16 protein-coding genes and 1 pseudogene are annotated in these 19,731 nt (G+C 53.8%); 12 read left to right on the top strand and 5 right to left on the bottom strand.

Annotated features, from left to right (window positions below):
• Positions 1-2 precede the first annotated feature (2 nt).
• The 5 genes from FD25_RS05970 to FD25_RS05950 all read left to right on the top strand — a co-directional run bounded on the left by FD25_RS05970 (position 3) and on the right by FD25_RS05950 (position 4,904).
• Positions 3-1,274 (top strand): YlbE family protein, encoded by a 1,272-nt coding sequence (locus tag FD25_RS05970; protein WP_057802348.1) that lies wholly within the window; start codon positions 3-5, stop codon positions 1,272-1,274.
• A complete protein-coding gene (locus tag FD25_RS05965) occupies positions 1,255-2,100 on the top strand; it encodes an oxamate carbamoyltransferase subunit AllH family protein (protein WP_057802346.1) in 846 nt (281 codons plus the stop codon). Before FD25_RS05970 ends, FD25_RS05965 begins: the two co-directional genes overlap by 20 nt.
• 15 nt (positions 2,101-2,115) lie before the next feature.
• A complete protein-coding gene (gene arcC / locus FD25_RS05960; RefSeq protein ID WP_057802344.1) occupies positions 2,116-3,057 on the top strand; it encodes a carbamate kinase in 942 nt (313 codons plus the stop codon).
• Between the two features lie 65 nt (positions 3,058-3,122).
• Positions 3,123-3,881 carry an NADP-dependent (R)-specific alcohol dehydrogenase gene (locus tag FD25_RS05955; protein WP_057802342.1) on the top strand — a complete coding sequence of 253 codons (759 nt, stop codon included), beginning with the start codon at positions 3,123-3,125 and terminating at the stop codon, positions 3,879-3,881.
• A 63-nt stretch (positions 3,882-3,944) separates the two neighbouring features.
• Positions 3,945-4,904, top strand: coding sequence for a 2-hydroxyacid dehydrogenase family protein (locus FD25_RS05950; RefSeq protein ID WP_057802340.1), 960 nt, complete (start codon positions 3,945-3,947; stop codon positions 4,902-4,904).
• 134 nt (positions 4,905-5,038) lie between these two features.
• On the opposite strand, the pseudogene FD25_RS05945 reads toward FD25_RS05950, so the two are convergent.
• The 4 genes and pseudogenes from FD25_RS05945 to FD25_RS05930 all read right to left on the bottom strand — a co-directional run bounded on the left by FD25_RS05945 (position 5,039) and on the right by FD25_RS05930 (position 9,087).
• Positions 5,039-6,893, bottom strand: a pseudogene (locus FD25_RS05945) (heavy metal translocating P-type ATPase).
• Positions 6,894-7,002: 109 nt separating this feature from the next.
• Complete coding sequence (locus FD25_RS05940; protein WP_057802337.1) at positions 7,003-7,356, bottom strand: fluoride efflux transporter FluC; 354 nt, start codon at positions 7,354-7,356, stop codon at positions 7,003-7,005.
• On the bottom strand, positions 7,353-7,733 hold the full coding sequence (locus FD25_RS05935) for a fluoride efflux transporter FluC (protein ID WP_057802335.1): 381 nt from the start codon (positions 7,731-7,733) through the stop codon (positions 7,353-7,355). Before FD25_RS05935 ends, FD25_RS05940 begins: the two co-directional genes overlap by 4 nt.
• A gap of 97 nt (positions 7,734-7,830) precedes the next feature.
• Entirely contained in the window at positions 7,831-9,087 is a 1,257-nt protein-coding gene (locus FD25_RS05930; RefSeq protein ID WP_057802334.1) for an MFS transporter, read from the bottom strand.
• A gap of 175 nt (positions 9,088-9,262) precedes the next feature.
• Here FD25_RS05930 and FD25_RS05925 point away from each other — a divergent pair, with 175 nt between their 5' ends.
• Positions 9,263-10,912 carry a PucR family transcriptional regulator gene (locus FD25_RS05925; RefSeq protein WP_057802331.1) on the top strand — a complete coding sequence of 550 codons (1,650 nt, stop codon included), beginning with the start codon at positions 9,263-9,265 and terminating at the stop codon, positions 10,910-10,912.
• A gap of 78 nt (positions 10,913-10,990) precedes the next feature.
• Here FD25_RS05925 and helD read toward each other — a convergent pair whose 3' ends face one another.
• Positions 10,991-13,315, bottom strand: a complete 2,325-nt coding sequence (gene helD, locus FD25_RS05920; protein ID WP_057802329.1) for an RNA polymerase recycling motor HelD — start codon at positions 13,313-13,315, stop codon at positions 10,991-10,993.
• An 870-nt stretch (positions 13,316-14,185) separates the two neighbouring features.
• Here helD and trpS point away from each other — a divergent pair.
• Genes trpS through FD25_RS05890 form a run of 6 tightly spaced genes read left to right on the top strand, consistent with a single transcriptional unit; the run spans position 14,186 to position 19,458 of the window.
• Positions 14,186-15,205, top strand: a complete 1,020-nt coding sequence (gene trpS, locus FD25_RS05915) for a tryptophan--tRNA ligase (RefSeq protein ID WP_057802327.1) — start codon at positions 14,186-14,188, stop codon at positions 15,203-15,205.
• 17 nt (positions 15,206-15,222) lie between these two features.
• Entirely contained in the window at positions 15,223-16,143 is a 921-nt protein-coding gene (locus FD25_RS05910) for a Ppx/GppA family phosphatase (protein WP_057802325.1), read from the top strand.
• Between the two features lie 10 nt (positions 16,144-16,153).
• The gene (locus FD25_RS05905) at positions 16,154-17,422 is read left to right on the top strand and encodes a hydroxymethylglutaryl-CoA reductase, degradative (RefSeq protein WP_057802323.1); all 1,269 of its coding nucleotides are present in this window, start codon (positions 16,154-16,156) and stop codon (positions 17,420-17,422) included.
• Between the two features lie 7 nt (positions 17,423-17,429).
• On the top strand, positions 17,430-18,395 hold the full coding sequence (locus FD25_RS05900) for a hypothetical protein (protein WP_057802321.1): 966 nt from the start codon (positions 17,430-17,432) through the stop codon (positions 18,393-18,395).
• Positions 18,396-18,422: 27 nt separating this feature from the next.
• Positions 18,423-19,121 carry an NAD-dependent protein deacylase gene (locus FD25_RS05895; protein WP_057802319.1) on the top strand — a complete coding sequence of 233 codons (699 nt, stop codon included), beginning with the start codon at positions 18,423-18,425 and terminating at the stop codon, positions 19,119-19,121.
• Positions 19,122-19,131: 10 nt separating this feature from the next.
• Complete coding sequence (locus tag FD25_RS05890; protein ID WP_057802317.1) at positions 19,132-19,458, top strand: hypothetical protein; 327 nt, start codon at positions 19,132-19,134, stop codon at positions 19,456-19,458.
• Positions 19,459-19,731: the final 273 nt, after the last annotated feature.

Below are 19,731 nucleotides of genomic sequence, written 5' to 3'. Positions count from 1 at the left end.
GAATGGCTTATAAAACGATTGACGAGGCGAACCAAGCCGTCGTTTCTAAAATTATCGCCGGTTCACCATTCCTCTTAGACGTTGTTCCGGCAATGGACGTGATTGATGAATTCAAACACGGTAAGGTCTTACTACACGCGGGACCACCCATCACCTACGATCACATGATTGATCCGGTGCAGGGGGCCTGCATTGGCGCCGCCCTATTCGAAGGCTGGGCCGCTAACGAAGACGACGCCCGCCGGCTGATGGAAAGCGGTGAAGTGACGCTGATTCCGTGTCACCATGTGGACGCCGTGGGCCCGATGGGCGGGATTACCTCCGCGCACATGCCCGTTGTGATCGTGGAAAACCGCACGGACGGGAACCGCGCTTACTGCACCATGAACGAAGGGATTGGGGCCGTGCTGCGGTTCGGTGCCAACGGTCCGGAAGTCATCAACCGGTTACGGTGGATGCGTGACGTCTTAGGCCCAACTCTGAGCAAAGCGTTACAGATTCGCGAACCGTTGAATGTAAACGTTTTAATTGCCAAAGCGGTGGCCATGGGGGATGAATTCCACCAACGCAACATTGCCGCGTCGTTAGCCTTCTTGAAGGAAATGGCGCCCAGCATTGTCAGCTTAGACATCGACCAACAGGAAAAACAAGACGTGATCCAGTTTCTCGCGGATACGGATCAATTTTTCTTAAACATCATGATGGCCTCCGCGAAGGCCGTCATGGATGGCGCCCGGCAGATTCAAGAAGGTACCATCGTGACGGCCATGTGCCGGAACGGGTATGAATTTGGTATTCGGATCGCCGGCATGGGGGACGAATGGTTTACCGGTCCCGTAAACACGCCGAAGGGGCTGTACTTCTCCGGATTCTCCGAAGACGACGCCTCGCCGGACATGGGGGATAGTGCCATTACCGAAACCTTTGGGGTCGGGGGCTTTGCCATGATCGCCGCCCCTGCCGTTACCCGGTTCGTGGGGACGGGTGGGTTCTTCGATGCCCTGCATACCAGTGAGGACATGACCGAAATTACCACGGCCGCTAACCCGAACTTCCCCATCCCAACCTGGGACTTCCGGGGAATCTCCATCGGGATCGATGCCCGTAAAGTGGTTGAAACCGGCATTTTACCGGTAATCAACACCGGGATTGCGAACAAGAAAGCGGGACTAGGACAGATTGGGGCAGGGACTGTTAATCCACCGATGGCCTGCTTCGAAAAGGCGGTCTTAGCCTACGCCAAGAAGCTAGGGTTTGTTACGCAGCCAGCATAACGTTGCCGTTTACGGCGACCAAGATTTTCTAACGCTAGAGGAAGGAACTTGGTATGTTCATAGTGTCTTTGAACATACCTTTAATTTAACAAATCAACAGCAGACCACCCTGGTGATTGTGACTGGTGATCGCACCAAGCTGTTACCAGGTGGACTCTACCTTCCTCCAGCGGAATTTACCGCGTTACACCGACAGATTCGCGACGTGCAACGAATTACGTTTCGACAACGGACGTTTTACTTGGATACGTACCAGACCCGGTGGTCGCTTAACTTAACGGCAACGTTTAACGCGACGTTAGACCCAGCACCACTGGTGGCTCAACGGATTCAAACCCTGCAAACTGCCTGTGGTCAAGTCATGCAACTGACGGGGTTCGATCACCCGTTTCGACAGTTCCTCGACCTGGCCACGACGCCTTATCCTAAGGAACTGCTGTGGTTGACCACCCCGGTCACGGTGCAGTGGGGCGTGGACTTCTTCATCGGCCGGGGCCGGGGCTTGACCCCTTCCGGCGATGATTTTCTCCTGGGCTGGTTGTTGGTCGCCGACTTAACCACGCAAGATCAGCGGCTTCGAGACGCCATTGCCTGTCGGATTCAATCGGAACGTTACACGACCGCGGTGGGCCGGAGTTACTTGGCTTACGGTTTGCAGCACAAGTTTAGCAGTGCGTTATTAGCTTTGATGGCGTACTTACAAGGCGCGCCCGTCACCCAACCGGTGACCGCGCTGCTGGCGGCAGTCATTCATTACGGCAATACGTCGGGAATCGATTGCTTGGCGGGCATCATGTCCGCACTAGCGTTTAACCCACAACATTGAAAGGGGGGTCTCCAAATGGCCAAACGAGTGGTCATTGCAGTTGGCGGTAACGCGATTCTGCAACCCAAACAGGAACCGAGTTTTGAAACACAAATGGAAAACGTGAAAAAGAGTGCCGAACAGATTGCTAAGATCGAAGCGATGGATTATGAAATCGTTTTGACCCACGGTAACGGGCCACAGGTCGGTAATATCTTACAGCAAAATGACATGGCCAAGCAGGTGGTCCCACCACTACCGTTAGATGCTTGTAACGGTGAATCACAGGGCTTCATTGGCTATATGTTAGAACAAGCGCTGAAGAATACCTTACGGAAGAATCAGTCCTCAGCTAACGTGGCCACCCTGGTCACGGAAGTCGAAGTGGATCGACACGATCCCGCGTTCGACCACCCGACGAAACCGGTGGGGGTCTTCTACACGGAAGCCGAAGCCAAGGAACTTAAGGCGACGAAGGGGTGGGACATGGTCGAAGACGGTGGCCGCGGCTACCGGCGCGTCGTGCCTTCCCCGATGCCCTTACTGATCCACGGTATTGACGCCATTAATCACTTACTCGAACAAAACATCATCGTCATCGCGGGCGGTGGTGGGGGCATCCCGGTTTACAAAACTGAAGACGGGTACCTCCGCGGCCTAGAAGCGGTGATTGATAAGGATCGCACGGGTCGTAAATTAGCGGAACAGGTGAATGCCGAGATCCTGGTGATCTTGACGGACGTCAGCAACGTATACATTAACTACGGCCAACCCGATCAACAGAAATTGGAAGAGGTTTGTGTCAAAGAAGCCCAACGGTACCTGGATGAAGGGCAATTTGCCGCGGGGAGTATGGGGCCGAAGATTGAGGCCGGCATTGAGTTCGCCAAAACCGGGCGAACGGCCATCATTTGCTCACTAGAAGAAGCGGATCTCGCGTTGCAGGGCAAGGCGGGCACTCGAATTAGCTATACTTAATCAACACTGAAAGATTGATTGGGAATGGGTAGCGAATTTTAAAAAATCATTGGAGGTACGAGAAAATGACAGATCGTTTAGCAGGAAAGGTCGCCATCGTCACGGGCGGTACCTTAGGAATCGGCTTAGCCGTTGCGGATAAATTCGTGGCCGAAGGGGCCAAAGTCATGATCACGGGTCGGCACGCCGACGTCGGGGAAAAGGCCGCTAAGAGCGTTGGGGGTCCCGACGTAATTCAGTTCTTCCAACACGATGCGACGGACGAAGACGGTTGGCTCAAGTTATTTGACGCCACGGAAAAGGCCTTCGGACCGGTCACAACGATCGTGAACAACGCGGGGATGGCCGTGAACAAGAGTATCGAAAACACCACGACCGCCGAATGGAAGCAACAATTGGCCGTAAACCTGGACGGGGTCTTCTACGGCACGCGCTTAGGGATTCAACGGATGAAGAACAAACACCTGGGCGCCTCCATCATCAACATGTCGTCGATCGAAGGTTTTGTGGGCGATCCGAACCTGGGCGCTTACAACGCGACCAAGGGGGCCGTGCGGATCATGTCCAAGTCGGCAGCCTTAGATTGTGCCTTAAAGGACTACGACGTGCGGGTCAACACCGTGCACCCGGGTTACATCAAGACGCCGTTAGTCGATGATTTACCAGGGGCCGAAGCCGCGATGTCTGCGCGGACCAAGACGCCAATGGGCCACATCGGGGAACCGAACGATATTGCCTACATCTGTGTTTACTTAGCCTCTAATGAAGCGAAATTCGCCACCGGATCCGAATTTGTGGTGGATGGTGGTTACACCGCCCAATAAAAGCGCTATCATTAAAGAAGAACCAACGGAATGATCTGAAAATTGTAGAAGGAGTGACATTTCATGACTAGTGTTTTAGTAACTGCAGCGATTCCGCAATCGGCTTTGGAAATTTTAAAGACGGCGGGATTAGACGTTGAGATTTATACCGGCAGTGGATTAATCACGAAAGACGACTTGTTGAAACGAATTGTCGGCAAAGATTACCTCATTACCCCCTTATCAACTAAGGTGGATCGTGACGTGATCGATGCAGATCCGCAATTGAAGATCATTGCGAACTACGGTGCCGGCTTCAATAACATTGATGCGGCGTATGCCCGGGAGAAGGGCATTCCGGTGACAAATACGCCGGGCGCCTCGACCGTTTCGACGGCCGAAGTGACGACCGGGTTAATCATTACCTTAGCCCACCGGATGGTTGAAGGCGATAAGCTCATGCGGACCAAGGGCTTTGATGGCTGGGCACCGTTGTTCTTCTTAGGCCACGAATTGGCCGGTAAGACGCTGGGCATCGTAGGCTTGGGCGACATTGGCCAGGCCGTGGCGAAACGGATGAAGGCCTTCGACATGTCGATCATCTACACCCAGCGGAACCAGTTAGACGCCGCCACGGAAGCTAAATTAGGCGCTAAGTTTGTGTCCTTGGATGACTTAGTGGCCCAAAGTGACGTGATCAGTCTTCATTGTCCGTTGAACGACGCCACCCACCACATGTTAGGGGCTGCGGAGTACCGGCAAATGAAATCCTCCGCCTACTTAATCAACGCCGCACGGGGACCCGTGATTGACGAGGCCGCACTTTTAACCGCCTTAAAGGACGGGGAAATCGCTGGTGCAGCGTTAGACGTTTACGAAGCGGAACCGCACGTGGACGATGGGTTCAAACAACTCGACAATGTAATTTTGACCCCGCACGTTGGGAACGCGACCGTGGAAGCGCGGGATGCCATGGCGGCTATCGTGGCCAAGAACGTGGTTCGAGTCGACCAACAACAAGCACCAAAGTTCATTGTGAACTAGCAATTCAACCAATCTAACTTAGCTTTAAATCCTTCATACTGATAAAAATAGAGGAAGTTCGCGAATTACGCGAACCTCCTCTATTTTACGTTGGGCTTAGAAGTGCCCTGGTTTGGGGAACGACAACCCATGCATCATTTAGCTAACAGGAGCCGTAGGCCGTTTAAGATGACCACCAGCGTACTTACCCTCGTGAAGGACGACGCCCCAGGCGATGTCGGTCAGTTGTAAAACGTTAAGGATCATCAGGAGAACCACCACGGCCAACGCCAAGCAGAGGTTCTCCCGGACGATGTGTTGAAGGCGCGCCGACAAGCGGTGGGCGGTCGTGAGTTTGGTCAAATCGTTGGTCATGAGCACCATGTCGGCGACGTCGATGGCCACGTCCGTGCCGGCGCCCATGGCGATACCAATGGTGGCTTGGGCGAGAGCGGGGGCGTCGTTGACCCCGTCGCCCACCATGGCCACGGACTTAAAGCGCCGTTGTTGGGCCGCAATCAGGGCGGCCTTAGAGGTGGGGAGCGTATTGGCACTGACGTGTTGGACGTGTAGTTGGCGGCCGATGGCTTGGCCCGTGAGCAGGGTGTCCCCCGTGATCAGCTCCGTGTGAATCTGGTGCCGGTTAAAGTACGCCACGGTGGCGGCCGCGTGTTCGGCGGGCTGGTCCATGAGGGCGATTAAGAGTTGAATCTGTTGGTCAATGGCGAGTAACACAATCGTTTTTCCCTGGGTTGTCAGGTCGTGGATGATTTGGGCCACGTCCGCCGGTAAAGCGGGAAACGCCGTGGGTTTTCCGATCACGATCGACTGGCCGTGGTAGGTCGCTTGCAGGCCAATTCCTACCGTATTGGTGACGGTTAGCGGCAGGGTGTGCGTCGGTGTGAAATGGGCCGTGATGGCCGTGGCGAGGGGGTGATTACTCTGCCGCTCCATGGCGACCAGGAGGTTCACGACCAGCTGCGGATCGGCCGTGGGGGCCAAGTTCACGTCCGTGACCTGGGGGTGGCCCTGGGTCAGCGTGCCCGTCTTGTCAAAGGCAATGGCGCGTAGCTCGGTGAGTTCGGTTAAGGTGTGGCCGCCCTTAAACAAAACGCCCTGTTTCGCCAGGTTGGACAACCCGGCAAGGGTGGCGGGAACGGCGGCCGCGGCCAACGCACAGGGAGAAGCGGCAATCAGGAAGACGATGGTGCGGTAAAGACTGGTCGCTAGGGTCCAGCCGAGCAGCCAACGATTGCTTAAAAAGACGAACGGAATCAGGGCGAGGACGACCTTGACGTAGCGGGGTTCGAAGCGCTCAATCCAGGTGGCGGTGTGGCCCAAAGACGTCTGGGAGTGTTGAACTAGGGCCACGATTTGGGCGAAGGTGGTTTCCTCACTAGTTTTGGTGACCACCATTTGAAAGCTGGAGTCGCCGTTGAGGGTGCTACCGTAAACGGGGTCCCCCACTCGTTTTTCGCGGGGAAGGCTTTCGCCGGTAATGGTGGCCTCGTTGATTACGGCGGTGCCCCGGGTGATGGTGCCGTCAGTGGGCACCTGATCGCCGTTAAGGACCTGGAGTTGATCCCCCACCGCCAGGTCACTCACGGCAACTAATTCAACGGTGTGCTGGGGCGTTAGCCGGCGGGCTTCAAGGGGGTTGAGGTCCAGTAACGCGGTAATCTCACGGTTACTTTTGCCTTCGGCGTACTCTTCGAGAAAGTGCGCCCCGGCAAAGATCAGCATCAGTAAGGCGGCTTCGCGAAAGCTACCGATGAGGATGGCTCCCGCGGCGGCAAGAAACATTAAGAGGTGGATGTTGGGGGTGAAACGGTGGTGCTGGCGACTGGCAGATCGGGTATCCTGGAGACCTTCAAAGGTGACGTGATAACCGGCAAGGCCGGTGGCCAGAAGCAACCCAATCGCCGATAATGGGGCGGGTAGAAACAGACTGATCCCGAAGAGGAGGAGTCCGCTTAGGTAAAGTTGCATGGCGGTGTTGAGGTGTCGCATGCTAAGGACCTCGCTTTCTAACTAGGTGACGGGGGCTAACGGGAGTGCTGGCAGTGAGTAGGGCGTTAAGTGAAAAAAGTCCCCAGACTAAGTTCGTGTGGGGACCGGGTCAGCGAATCAAGACGTAACCGAGAAAGGCACTCCCAATGCTTAACGAGACGGACGTCGTGAGGTAGGTCACGGCGGTCCAGGGGTGGGCCTGACTGAGCTTGACGAAGTCGTTGGTAAAGGTGGAAAAGGTTGAAAAACCGCCTAGAAAGCCCCCGGCCAACTGAAAGAGCAACCAACTCGGCGCTAGTAGTCCGGTGACGAGGCCTAAACAGCCGGAACCCAGGAGGTTGATGGTGAACGTGGCAACCGGAAAATGGGTGGGACGAATGCGCCGGTTGATGAGGGTAGTCACGGTAAAGCGCGTTAAAGCGCCGCCAGCCCCGGCTAGGCTGATCCAAAAAACGGCGCTCATTTTGACGGAACTCCCGCCGTGACCCAGAGACTGGTACGAAAGCCTAAAATCACGGCGCCGCTACTCAAGATGAGGCTCCCCGCCAGATAAGCGAAGGCTAACCCAAAGGCCCCTTGCGTGAACAGGGTCACCACGTCCATGGTGAACGTGGAAAAGGTGGTGAAGCTGCCGACGAGCCCGACGGAAAGACCGGTCATCGTGGCCTCGGATAAGGAAATCAGGGCGGGAAGGGTTTGGGCGATAAAGGCCAGGAGAAATGATCCCAAGACGTTGATCGTTAAAATAACGAGATAATGCTGACCAACCAAAGTGAGTTCGGTACGCAGAAAACTGCCGCAGAACCCAAATAAGAGAATGGCTAAAATCTTTTTGAACACGGCTAGGACCTCCCGAGATGGTTACCAAGGCAGAAACGACCAAGCAAAGTTACCTAAAGGTAAGCGCTTGGTCGTCTCGATAAGTGATTTGGCGCGATTAAGCGCGTTTCTTTTTCAAGTTGGCAAAGAGGAAGAGGATGGTCCCAACCACCAGCAACAAGATGGCGATGTAGAAACCTAAGACCTTGGACCCCGTGGCGTCGGAGATGTTCCCGGTCAGAGCTGGTGCAATGATCGACGACATCATGCCGAAGAAGTTGAAGACCCCTAAGGTTGTGCCGACCCCGACTTGGGGCGCATTTTCACCCAGCCAAGAGATGATGATGGGTTCAACCGCCAGTTTGCCTAAGAACCCGTAGAGAATCAGGGCAGTCAGGAGGAAGGTAGCGCTGGTAGCTTGCACCGTCAGGAGTAACATGGCGGCTGAGAGCAGTTCTAAGATCACGATGAACTTGATCTTATGGGCCATGTATTTATCAGCTAACTTACTGAAGAAAAGGGCGCCGGGAATGGAGGCAAAGGCAACCAGGGATGATGAAAAACCGATGGCGGCGCCGTGGAAGCCCCGTTCCGTGGCCAAGAAGTTCGGCAGCCAGGTCACAATCATGTAGTAGGCGTAGCAGGTGGCGAAGTAGAGAATGTAGGAGAACAGCATCTTCGGGGCAAAGAGGGTCCCGATAGACACTTTTTCTTTAACCTTGGGCGTGTCGGCCTTGATTTCGGCTGCCGTTGGTTGTGCGGCCAGGGCGGCGACGTCGTCTTTGTGACTCCGAATAATGGCTTGGAACGCGATGACCATGCAGATAATCATGACGACGGCAATGTACATCATGGTTTGCCACGGCATTCCCTGCTGGGCAACCAAGAAACTAGATAAAATCATCCCGAGTCCAGACCCCACGGCGGACCCACTGTTTACGATGGCCGTGGAGAAGCTCTTCTTGTCGGCCGGAATGTTTTGGGCCGTCAACGAGTAGGCGGAGCCGTAGAAGGACCCACAACCTAACCCGGCTAGCAGACTCCCCACGTAGATCATTTGAATGGAGTGGGAGAGAGCCACCACGAGAGCGGCGACGGCGAATAAGAGAAATCCGGGGATTAGGACCCGTTTTTTCCCAATCTTATCGACTAAGAACCCCGCCGGAATTTGCATAATAACGTAACCTAAGAAATAAAAACTAGAAATCGATCCTAGGGCCGTGTCGGAGACGCCGCCACCTAATGAAGACCGAATTTGCGGGTAGACCGGTGCTAATGCTGACCGGTAGATCCAGATGGTAATCCACCCCGCGCACAGGAGAATAACGATTTTTTTCCAATAGGCCATGCCCGTTTTTTCTGTGACTTTGTCCATAATAGACCCTCCAAAAATCTTTCATATGTAAACGCTTACAAGACCAATTATAAGGAGATTTAAGAGAATTTCATTGCGTGTTCTGCACCATAAAAAAAACAAGTTTGTTTATTTTGACCAAATATGGTTAAATCGTTAATTGAAAGCGCTAACACAAAATGAAGGGGGTCACAGCGTGAGTAGCTTAAATGATTTATTGAAATTACCTCGGTTTTCGGACCTGGAGGTTTTATCCACCCATCGGGACCTTGACCGGCCCGTCGAGAGTGTTGAAATTACGGAAACGCCGGACATCGCGGGCTTCATTCCCGAGAACGTCATCATCCTGACCACGGCCATGATCTTTAAGGATGACCAGCAACAGTTAAAGCCGTTTTTAGCTTCTTTAGTGACGAAAAAAGTCGCCGCTTTGGGGATTAAGGTGGGGCGGTTCATTGAAGATATTGATCCGGCAGTGGTGGCGTACGCCACGGAACTGAATATTCCGTTGATTAAGATTCCCAGCACCCAACCACTGGGGGGGCTGCTCTACCGTATGCAGAGTTACCTGTGGGATACCAAGACGGAACAACTGACCTACGCGTTGGACATTCAAAAAAAGTTTTCGAGTTTATTGATGCACGACGTGAGCAACGGGCGCTTCATTGCGGAACTCGGGAAAATTATTAACGCCCCGGTGATTCTGTTGAACCCCTGGCATAAGGTCATTGGAAACTCGCAGTACTTCTCGGGGTCCAGTTACCCGGCTTCGTTCTACGCGGAACAGTTATCCGCGCAGAACTACCGCCGCATCAGTGAAGGCAAGGCGAACCTGGTGATTAACAACATCAACGGTGAGAAGTTGCAAGTTTTGGGTTATCCGGTCAACGTCATCGATAATTTTCCGTACTACCTGTTGATCTTGCGCCCGGAACAGATCCCGTATCCCATCTCGGAGTTTGCCATTGAGCAGGCGGTGTTGACGCTGATGTTTATTCTGTATAAGAACCACAAGGTCCAAGACTTCTTTGACCTGTTAAAGAGTGACTTCTTATCACAATTGGTCGAAGCCAAGAGCCTACAAACGGAAGAGCACCGTAACTGGGTTGATTTGGGCAGCAACTACGGGTTGGTCCAGAGTAACCATTACCGGATTGCCTTAGTCTATTGCGTGCCCGACGAGCAGAGCCAAAACCAGGTCTTTTACCGCAAGGATGAATCGCAAATCGCGAACAACTGGATGCAAGATCAGTTGCCGTTGAAGATTCGAGACGTCGTAGTCTTTAAGGTCAAGAATAGTAACGACATCGCGTTACTGTTTCAATCGGAAGAACCCGATTTGGAACGGACGCTGACGAATCTGGTTAAGGAATTGGAGGACGCCTTAGGTATTCGCTTGAGTTTCTCGTTTGGGAATGCGTGTGAAACCATCGAAGATATCTCTAATTCCTACATCGAGGCCAAATCGGCCTTGACGGAGATTAAGCAGCGCACCGAGATCGAAACGATCAACTACTACCGGCCCAAGGGGTTAATCGGGTTATTTGAGGGAACCGACGAGGAAGATATTCACTACTTCTGTGAGAAAATCTTGGGTGAGTTGGCCTATCCGGAAGATACGGCGACCGTGGATCTCCGGAAGACCTTGCAATATTATCTGGATTATAATTGCGAGATCACCAAGACGGCAAATACCTTGTATCTGCACCGCAACACCATTAAATACCGGATTAAGCAGTGCGAAAAATTGCTAGGAATTTCGGTGAAGCAACCCCAAAACAGCTTGAACTTACGGTTGGCGTTAGAGCTGTCCAAGGGTGAAAACGTCCCTAAACTTAGTGAGTAGCTAAAAAAACAGAGTCCACCAAGTCGTTAACTTGGGGGACTCTGTTTTGATGGGACCTAGTATGGATTAAATAATCAGCTAGTTTAAGAGTTCGTGTTCAATTTGTAGATCGCTTTGCGGAATATTCTCGGAGGCGATGAGTGGCGATACCGGCCCGATGCTCAACAGGGTCAGGTGGTGCATGGCCCTAGAGGCAATCGTGTAGAGCGTGCCGGTCAATTGTTGATCCGGATAATTTTCCGCCGAAACGTTATAGGCGATCACGCTGTCAAATTCCAGTCCTTTGGCCAGGTAAATCGGCAAGACCACCACGCCCTTGGGCAATGACCGGTCGGTATCGGTTAACCGGGTCAGGTCAACGGTGGCGTGCAGTTCCTGGTAAACGTACTTAGCTTCGGCGGTGTTCTTGGTGAGGATCGCCACGGTCCCACTAGTCGCCAGCTCCGTTTGGACTTCGTGGGTCAGGGCCTTAAACGCTGACGCGTCGTCGTAGCGGATCACGACCTTGGGCAGATCCCCTGGTCGGTTGAAGGCCTCAATCTGGTCGCCATCGGGCAGAAGCGCCTTGGCAAAGGTGGTGATGGGGAGCGTTGACCGGTACGAGCGCCGCAGGGTGATCAAACGTGAACGCTTGGCGTGTAAGGCCGCGCCTAACTTCTTCAAGATGGACTCGGGTGACTCAACGGCCTTGAAGAGGGCCTGTTCGCTGTCGCCCAGAAGCGTGAGTTTAGCGCGAGGAAAGGCGTGTTGCAGGTAAATTAACTGAGCAATCGAATAGTCCTGCATTTCGTCGACGAACAGGTGCTGCATCTGGTGATTCATCCCGCCACCGATCAAGAGGTCGCGTAGGTAAAGTAGCGGGGCGGCATCGGTCAACGCCAACCGGTGGAATTCGATGTCGTGTTGGTAACGGTCGATGACGGCCTGCCACTGGTCGGCCGTCACGTCAGCCGGTAAGGGACACTGCTTTAGAAAGGCGGTGTATTGGCTGTAAACGTCCAAAAAGTACCCGTTGTAGATGGCGTCGTCGACCTGCCGTAAGCGGCGGCGCACGATTTGCCGGGCAATGAAGTCGATCTCGTCGTCGAGTTGTTCAAATTGGCCGAGGTGCTTGGCCCCCAGCAGGTTGTGATAGTCTTCGTCGCTGAGTTGGTCGATGGTGTCGCGGACCCAGTCGGCTTTGGCTTCCTCAGCAATTTGTTTGCGGAGCCGTTTTTCGAGAACGTTCTTGGTCTTTAAGAACCGTTCCGCCGCGGGTAAGCCCACCGGAAACTGGCGGTAGATGTCGCGAATCTCCTGGTGATCGAAGAAGACCCGGCCGTTGAAGCGAATGTCGGTGAATTGTAGGTCGTTGGCCGGACATTTTTTACAGTAATCGGCCACGGCACTCATCATCGCCGCGCTTTCCTGAAAGTTGCGTAGGGCCAGATGAACGGGGTGTTGTTGGTCGCTTTCGTACCGTTCGAACTGGGTCTGGACCTTGAGCCCCTGGAACCGTTGGGTCAAAAACTCGGCCAGGGTTACCTGGCGCATGTTCCGTTCCCCGAGGCTGGGTAAGACGTCACTAATGTAGTGACTGAACAGGCGGTTGGGGGAGAACAACACGATTTGGTCGGCCTCAAGGTCGCGGCGGCTGTGGTACAACAGAAAAGCGATGCGTTGTAAAATTGCGGAGGTCTTCCCGGAGCCGGCGACGCCTTGAACCACCAGCAAGTCGCTGTGGACGTCGCGGATGATGTCGTTTTGTTCACGCTGAATGGTGGCCACGATGTTTTGCATGGTCGCGTCGTTTTGTTCGCCCAAGACGTGTTGGAGCATTTCGTCGCCCACGGTTTCGTTGGTGTCGAACATACTTTGGATTTGGCTGTCTTGAATGAGAAATTGACGTTTTTTGAGGAGGTCGGTTTGTTGCTGACCGGCCGGCGTGTCGTAGGCTACCTGACCCAGGACCCCGTTGTAGTAGATACTAGAGATGGGGGCACGCCAGTCATAGACTAAGAAGTTCTCGTCATCGTCAACGAACGACGCTGTTCCGATATACAGTGATTCGGGTGTCGGTTCATCGGGATCTTGAATGTCGATGCGCCCAAAGTAGGGCGACTTTTTGAGTTCTTGAAAGGTGGTTAACTGATCTTGAATGATATTTTGGTTTTCGGTTAAACGGGAAACCAGGGCCCGTTGTTGCTGGAGTTCGGCACTGGTTTCGATTCGGTCATCGACTTCAAACCAGTTGACCGACGTGTTTTCGGTATAGTTTTTTAACACGTTGCGCAACTCTTTGTGGGCGTCATTATACTCGCTCGTGGTGCGGTCGATACGGGTGCCGATTTGTTGAACCACGTCGTCCACGCGGTGTTGCTCGTTGGCTTGTTCGCTGGTGGTCAAGATGACCGCCTCCTTCATTAGAATTGGCTAAATTGCTTAACAAGTTTAGTCACATTTTGGGGCGCTGTCAATCAAAGACCGTTGGTGAAATTGTGGGGACTTTAAGAGATTAGCTTGGCGGATTAAACGCTTCCGGGTCAGTCAGAAATGGGCTGGAACGGGGTGGGCACGGCTTCAAGCCCACAAACCAGGTCTTGAAGACCGACCTTTGTCTAGGTCGGTAAAAAACACCGACCAACACAAATTTCACCCCTGAGCCCATTTCTGACTGGCCCTCCAGCTTACACGGGTTATAACGACGACTAAATCAGATCCTTTTTCAACTGAGAGGTAAAGAATGGCCATTTAAATCTGTGCTAGAGTTTTAAGACAGACCCTAGCAGTAACGGTAACTCTCGGATGGGGTTTAACTAAATGTGTAATTAAATGGATGACCGTGGCTAATGAGGATAATTACATTCTGGGAAACAGTTAGGTAACGGACATCTTTACCGGTGTGAAATCAGCAACATCGTCTGTGGTAGTAGTTAATGACGATTGTCATATTAAATCAATTGCGGCGGAGAGCGACCAGCTTCTTCCTAACTAAGACGCCAGTTTAGTCTGCTAAGATTTCCGTCATGATTTCGGTTTACTTTCGCCCCCAAATCCACTAAACTGTAGGCATGAGTTTCGATGGAGTAGACTAATCTCAGAGAGACGCCGATTTGCTGCAACGGTGTCACGGTCGAAGTGGGTCGAGACGGTTTAAACGACGATGAACTCGCGGTGGCCCCGTTAACGGCTGAAAGTGGTGATCCCAAGTGGTCACAAGTTAGGTGGTACCGCGCACAAGCGTCCTATTGACAGTCGTCAATGGGGCGCTTTTTAGTAGAAAGGAAGATTCTCATGACAAACAAACACGTGATTTTAACGGGCGATCGCCCCACTGGTAAGCTCCACATCGGCCATTACGTTGGCTCCCTGAAAAACCGGGTGATGCTCCAAAACACCGGGGATTACGACACCTTCATCATGATTGCCGACACCCAGGCGCTGACCGATAACGCGCGTGATCCCGAAAAGATTCGCCATAGCTTATTACAAGTGGCACTCGACTATTTGGCCGTGGGCATTGACCCAGCCAAGTCGACGATTCTGGTGCAATCGCAGATTCCAGCGTTAAGCGAATTGACCATGACTTACCTGAACCTGGTCTCCGTTGCCCGGTTAAACCGGAATCCAACCGTTAAGACCGAAATTAAGCAAAAGGCCTTTGGGGAAAGTGTGCCCGCGGGGTTCTTCATCTACCCGGTCAGCCAAGCCGCCGACATCACGGCGTTTAAGGCCGACACGGTACCCGTTGGTGATGACCAAGAACCGATGCTAGAACAAACGCGTGAAATCGTGCGGAGCTTCAACAACGTTTACGGTCAAGAAATCCTGGTGGAACCTGAAGGCTACTTCCCAGCTAAGGGCCTCGGCCGAATTCCCGGTTTAGACGGGAACGCCAAGATGAGTAAGTCATTAAACAACGCCATTTACTTGGGCGACGACGCCGACACGATTCAAAAGAAGGTCATGTCGATGTACACCGATCCCGAACACATCCACGTGGAAGATCCCGGTCACATTGAAGGCAACACGGTCTTCACCTACCTGGACATTTTTGCCGATGACAAGGCTAAAGTCGCCGACTTGAAGGCACAATACCAGCACGGTGGCTTAGGGGATGTTAAAATTAAACGGTATCTAAACGACGTGTTGCAGGCCGAACTAAAGCCGATTCGGGAACGGCGCGAACACTTTGCGGCCGATCCCGCCGGCGTTTACGACATCCTGAAACAAGGTAGTGAAAAGGCCAACCAAGTGGCGGCCCAGACGCTACGTGAAGTCCGGCACGCCGTTGGAATCGACTACTTCGGTTAAAAAACGGGGGACTGACCATGCAGAATTTAGCGATTGTGGATTTAGGGTCGAATTCGGTGCGCTTAGCGGTCAATGAATTGCGCAATGATGGCACTTACCGGGAAGTGAACCGGGTCAAGGTCGATAGCCGCCTGTCCGAAGGGATGGGCCCGGAAAAGATTTTACAGCCCAAGGCGATGGCGCGGACCATCTCGGCGCTGCGGTCGTTTCGGCCGTATTACGAGCACCTGCCCAACCTGATTGTCCGGGGCATTGCCACGGCGGCTGTGCGGCAGGCCCGCAACCGTGCTGATTTTCTGTCACAGGTCAAAGCGGCGACCCACATCGACTTGGAGGTGCTCTCCGGCGATCAGGAAGCCTATTACGATTATTTGGGCGCGGTCAACCGGCTGAAGGTCAAGGACTGTTTATTGCTCGACACCGGGGGGGCCAGTTGCGAGCTGGTGCACGTGAAGGACGGCCGGGATGCTAACCTGATCAGCGTGCCGTTTGGCGCGGTCAACCTCTCCGAACAGTTTCGTCTAGACGACCGGGTCACGGCCGTCGATCTCTTTTCCGCCCAGGTCTTTTTACGCGAACGCCTGCGAGATATTTGGTGGTTGAACGACGCCAAACATCTTCCGCTGGTGTTGTTGGGTGGGGCGAACCGGACGCTGGCCCGGATGAACCGGCAGCAGCAAAAGATTCTGCACGTGGAAAACATCCACGGGTACCGCCTGACCACCGACCAAGTGATGCGGACCTTCGAACGCTTGATTCGGGTGTCTTTAAAGGAACGTAAACGCATTTCTGGTCTCGAACCGGAACGCGCCGACATTATTCTAGGCGGTATGTTACCGCTGGTGACGCTCCTACAGATGTTAGATTCCGATCGCGTGGTCTTTTCCGAAAGCGGTGTGCGTGAGGGCATCATTTCCGAGTACCTTAGTCAACGTTAGGAGGCCCAACATGACCGTTCCCTTTTACCGCTTGCCTTACGGGCAGCGGCGCGACCAACTGGCCCAAGCGAGTCACTTAACGCTGAGTCAGCTGGCCACGGTGGCGCAGAAACGCCAAGCGACCGACGAAGAACTGATTGAAAACTACCTGACCACCTACGGATTACCGGAGGGCGTGGCGGTGAACCTGCACGTCGACGGCCAGACCGTGGCGGTCCCCATGGTCACCGAGGAGCCCTCGGTGATCGCGGCGGCTAGTAACGGGGGCCGAATGCTCGATGATGGCCAGCAAGGCATCACGACGCAGGTGACTCAGCGTGAATTGATGGGCCAGATTGTTTGTCAAAAGGTGACCGATCCGGCCGAACTGAAGGGCTGGATTTTAAACCACCAGGCCGAGTTATTGGCGGTGGCCGACGCGGCCCACCCGTCATTAGTGACGCACGGGGGTGGTGCCCGGTCGATTCGGGTGCGGGTATTACCGCCGGATTGGGTGTCACTCGACCTGTTTATCGACGTGGGGGAGGCCATGGGGGCTAACCTGGTCAATACCATGGCCGAGGCCGTGGCCCACTATTTACGGTCCCACCACGCCACGGATATTTTAATGAGTATTTTAAGTAACTACGCCACGCATAGTCTAGCAACGGCGCGGTGTGCGGTGCCCGTCGCTAACCTCAAGACTAAAACGCTCGAGGGGTTGACCGTGGCCCAACGGCTATGCGCCGCCAGTGACTTTGCCCAGGTCGACCCCTACCGTGCGGCGACGCACAACAAGGGCATCATGAACGGTATCGATGCCGTGGTGCTGGCGATGGGCAACGATTGGCGCGCCGTGGAAAGCGGTGCGCACGTCTACGCGAGTCGCGATGGTCATTACCGCGGGTTGAGTCGGTGGTGGCTCGACGGGCAAACGTTACACGGGGAATTAACCCTGCCCCTGGCCCTGGGCTTCGTGGGGGGCGCCACGCGGGTCTTTCCGTTGGTGGCGATTAACCAGCAGTTGGCTCACGTGACCGATGCGCGGCACCTGATGCGCTTGACGGTCGCTGTGGGGTTGGCCCAAAATTTGGCCGCCTTACGCGCTCTAGTCACGGACGGCATCCAACAGGGGCACATGCATTTACAACTTAAATCCTTAGCGCTTTCGGTGGGCGCCACGCCCGCCGAGGTGCCGGCGGTGGTTCAGCGCTTAACGGCGACGCAACCCACCACCGCGCAGGCCCGATCCGCGTTACGGGCGGTTCGGCAGGTAAATTCAAAGAAAACGGGTGACTAACTTAATTATGGAAGCAAAAGACGTTCAAATTTCGCCAGAAGTTCAAGATTTAATCAATAAAGTTAACGAGATCTATCCCGGTAAGGTGGAGGTTCAGTTTATCGGTCAACTCCAGGCCGGTTACGTACGGCACGACCAAGCCCAACAGGTTCAAGACGGCAAGAATATTCAAATTCAGGTGGCGGACTTAACGGCGCCTAACTACACGGCGTCTCACGAACTCTTACACCTGTTGATGATTCTCTCCGGCTTCCCACAGGTCTTCTTCTCGTTGACCACGGGCAACGATCAACTCGACGAACAGCTGATGATCATGGGGACCGAACTCTACGACATCGTCAGTCACGTGGTGGTCGTTAGCGAACAACGCAAGCACAATCTGATTACGCCGGCCATCGAAGACCTGTACCTTAAGGGCGTTCAGGCCACGATTAAGCCGGAACCCACGCCGGTCGACGACGAAATGACGTTGCGGACCCTGACGCTTCTCGACGCATTGGTCTTCTTCGGTGACGGGCACGACGATATTTTAAAGCAGTTTAAGCAGGATTACCCGATCAGTTTGGCGGCCGCTCAAAAGTTGTACGCGTTGATCATGGCTAAACCGGTCACGTCGCCATTTACCTTCCGGCGCAACGTGGTCAAGTTGTTCAAGGCCTTCGATGAACAGTTGGAAGCCTGGCACTTACCGGCCCTGCACAACACCGAATTCACCACGCTGACCAGTGTGGTGTCTAAGCGGCAATTAAGTTTGCAGGTACGGCAGATGTTTGAACTCTACCACTCCGATATGCACGACAAGACCACGCAACGGCGGGCGTACGTCGGCTTTAACCGGGCGGACAACCAGAACGCCTTCGTGTTGTCGGCACCCAAGCCGAGCGAGGACACGCCGGATTATTACACCAAAATCTACGACATGACCGTCGAGGACTTATTTAAGTTATTGAAGATGCCGTATATTTTACGGTAACGGGTTTGAGTAAGGGGGATGTATTCGATGGAAGCACGCTTACAAAAGCTATTTGATGACGCGACCCACATCGTCTTCTTGACGGGGGCGGGCGTCTCGACGCCGTCGGGGATTCCGGATTACCGGTCGAAAAACGGGTTATATACCGGTCACCGGAACGCGGAATATTACCTGAGTCACCAGTGCTTGGCTCAGGAACCCGACACCTTTTACGACTACGTCAAACAGAATTTGTATTATCCGGAGGCACAACCCAACGTGATTCACCAAAAGCAAGCGGCGCTGACGCAGCAGAACCGTGCGACGGTGATCACCCAAAATATTGATAATTTGTACCGCGAGGCGGGCTGTCAGCACCTGGTAGAATTTCACGGGAACCTGTACAACGTGTATTGTCAGGTCTGTGGGGCGACCGTCGATTGGCACGACTACCTTAAAGATCCGCACCACGACGTTGACGGTGGCTGGTTACGGCCGGACGTGGTCTTATACGATGAGGGGTTGAACACCCTCAACGTCCAACGGGCCGTGGCGGCCATGGGGGCGGCCGATCTGGTCGTCATCGTGGGGACCTCCATGCGGGTTTATCCGTTTGCCGGACTCCTGGACTACCGCAATGCTCAGGCACCCGTCGTGGTGATCAATCAAGAGAAGCTGGAACTGGGAATGCCCATCGACATGGTTCAGGCCGATGCGACCCAGTTCTTTACGGAGCTTCAAGTTTGAAGGTGAGTCGATGAGTCGCACAGAGATTATGACCCAACTGCGGAAGCTGGTGCAACGGTTACGCTGGCTGAGCGTTCTCCAACTACTCCCCGATACGTTAGTGATTTACGGGATTTTACAACTAGGATTTAGTCAAGGCGTGGTGCCCCTATTTAACGTGGGGTTCACGCGGCAAAAGGCTGGCCTGGTGGTGATCCTGTTCGTCCTGATTGATTTATGTGTGACGGGAATTCGGTACAACGACCGGATGGCGGGACGCCGCTTGATTGGCCAGCTTAAAGGCCATCTCGATGAGTCGGAATCTGCGTTGATCAAGCAGTTTGAGAAATTTAAGTAGGCTAGAGTCTATCTTAAAAGATAAGTTTGTTGAGTTTAGCGCTTCCGGGCCAGACAGAAACGAGCTGGAGCGGGGTGGGCACGGCTTCAAGCCCCAAAGCTCGGGTCTTGAAGACCGACCTTTGTCTAGGCCGGTAAAAAACACCGGCCAAGTCAAATTTCACCCCTGATCCCATTTCTGCCTGGCCCTCCAGCTCACACTGATCGGGTAACTCAAATGGATTTTTGGTTAAGCGGCCCTGAATAGTTGTTCTGATTAGCGGTTGAGTTTTAG

The sequence above is a fragment of the Levilactobacillus acidifarinae DSM 19394 = JCM 15949 genome, from assembly GCF_001434835.1.
Taxonomy (GTDB): domain Bacteria; phylum Bacillota; class Bacilli; order Lactobacillales; family Lactobacillaceae; genus Levilactobacillus; species Levilactobacillus acidifarinae.
Note: the sequence above shows the minus strand (reverse complement) of the source record. Positions and strands in the feature narration are given on the sequence as shown.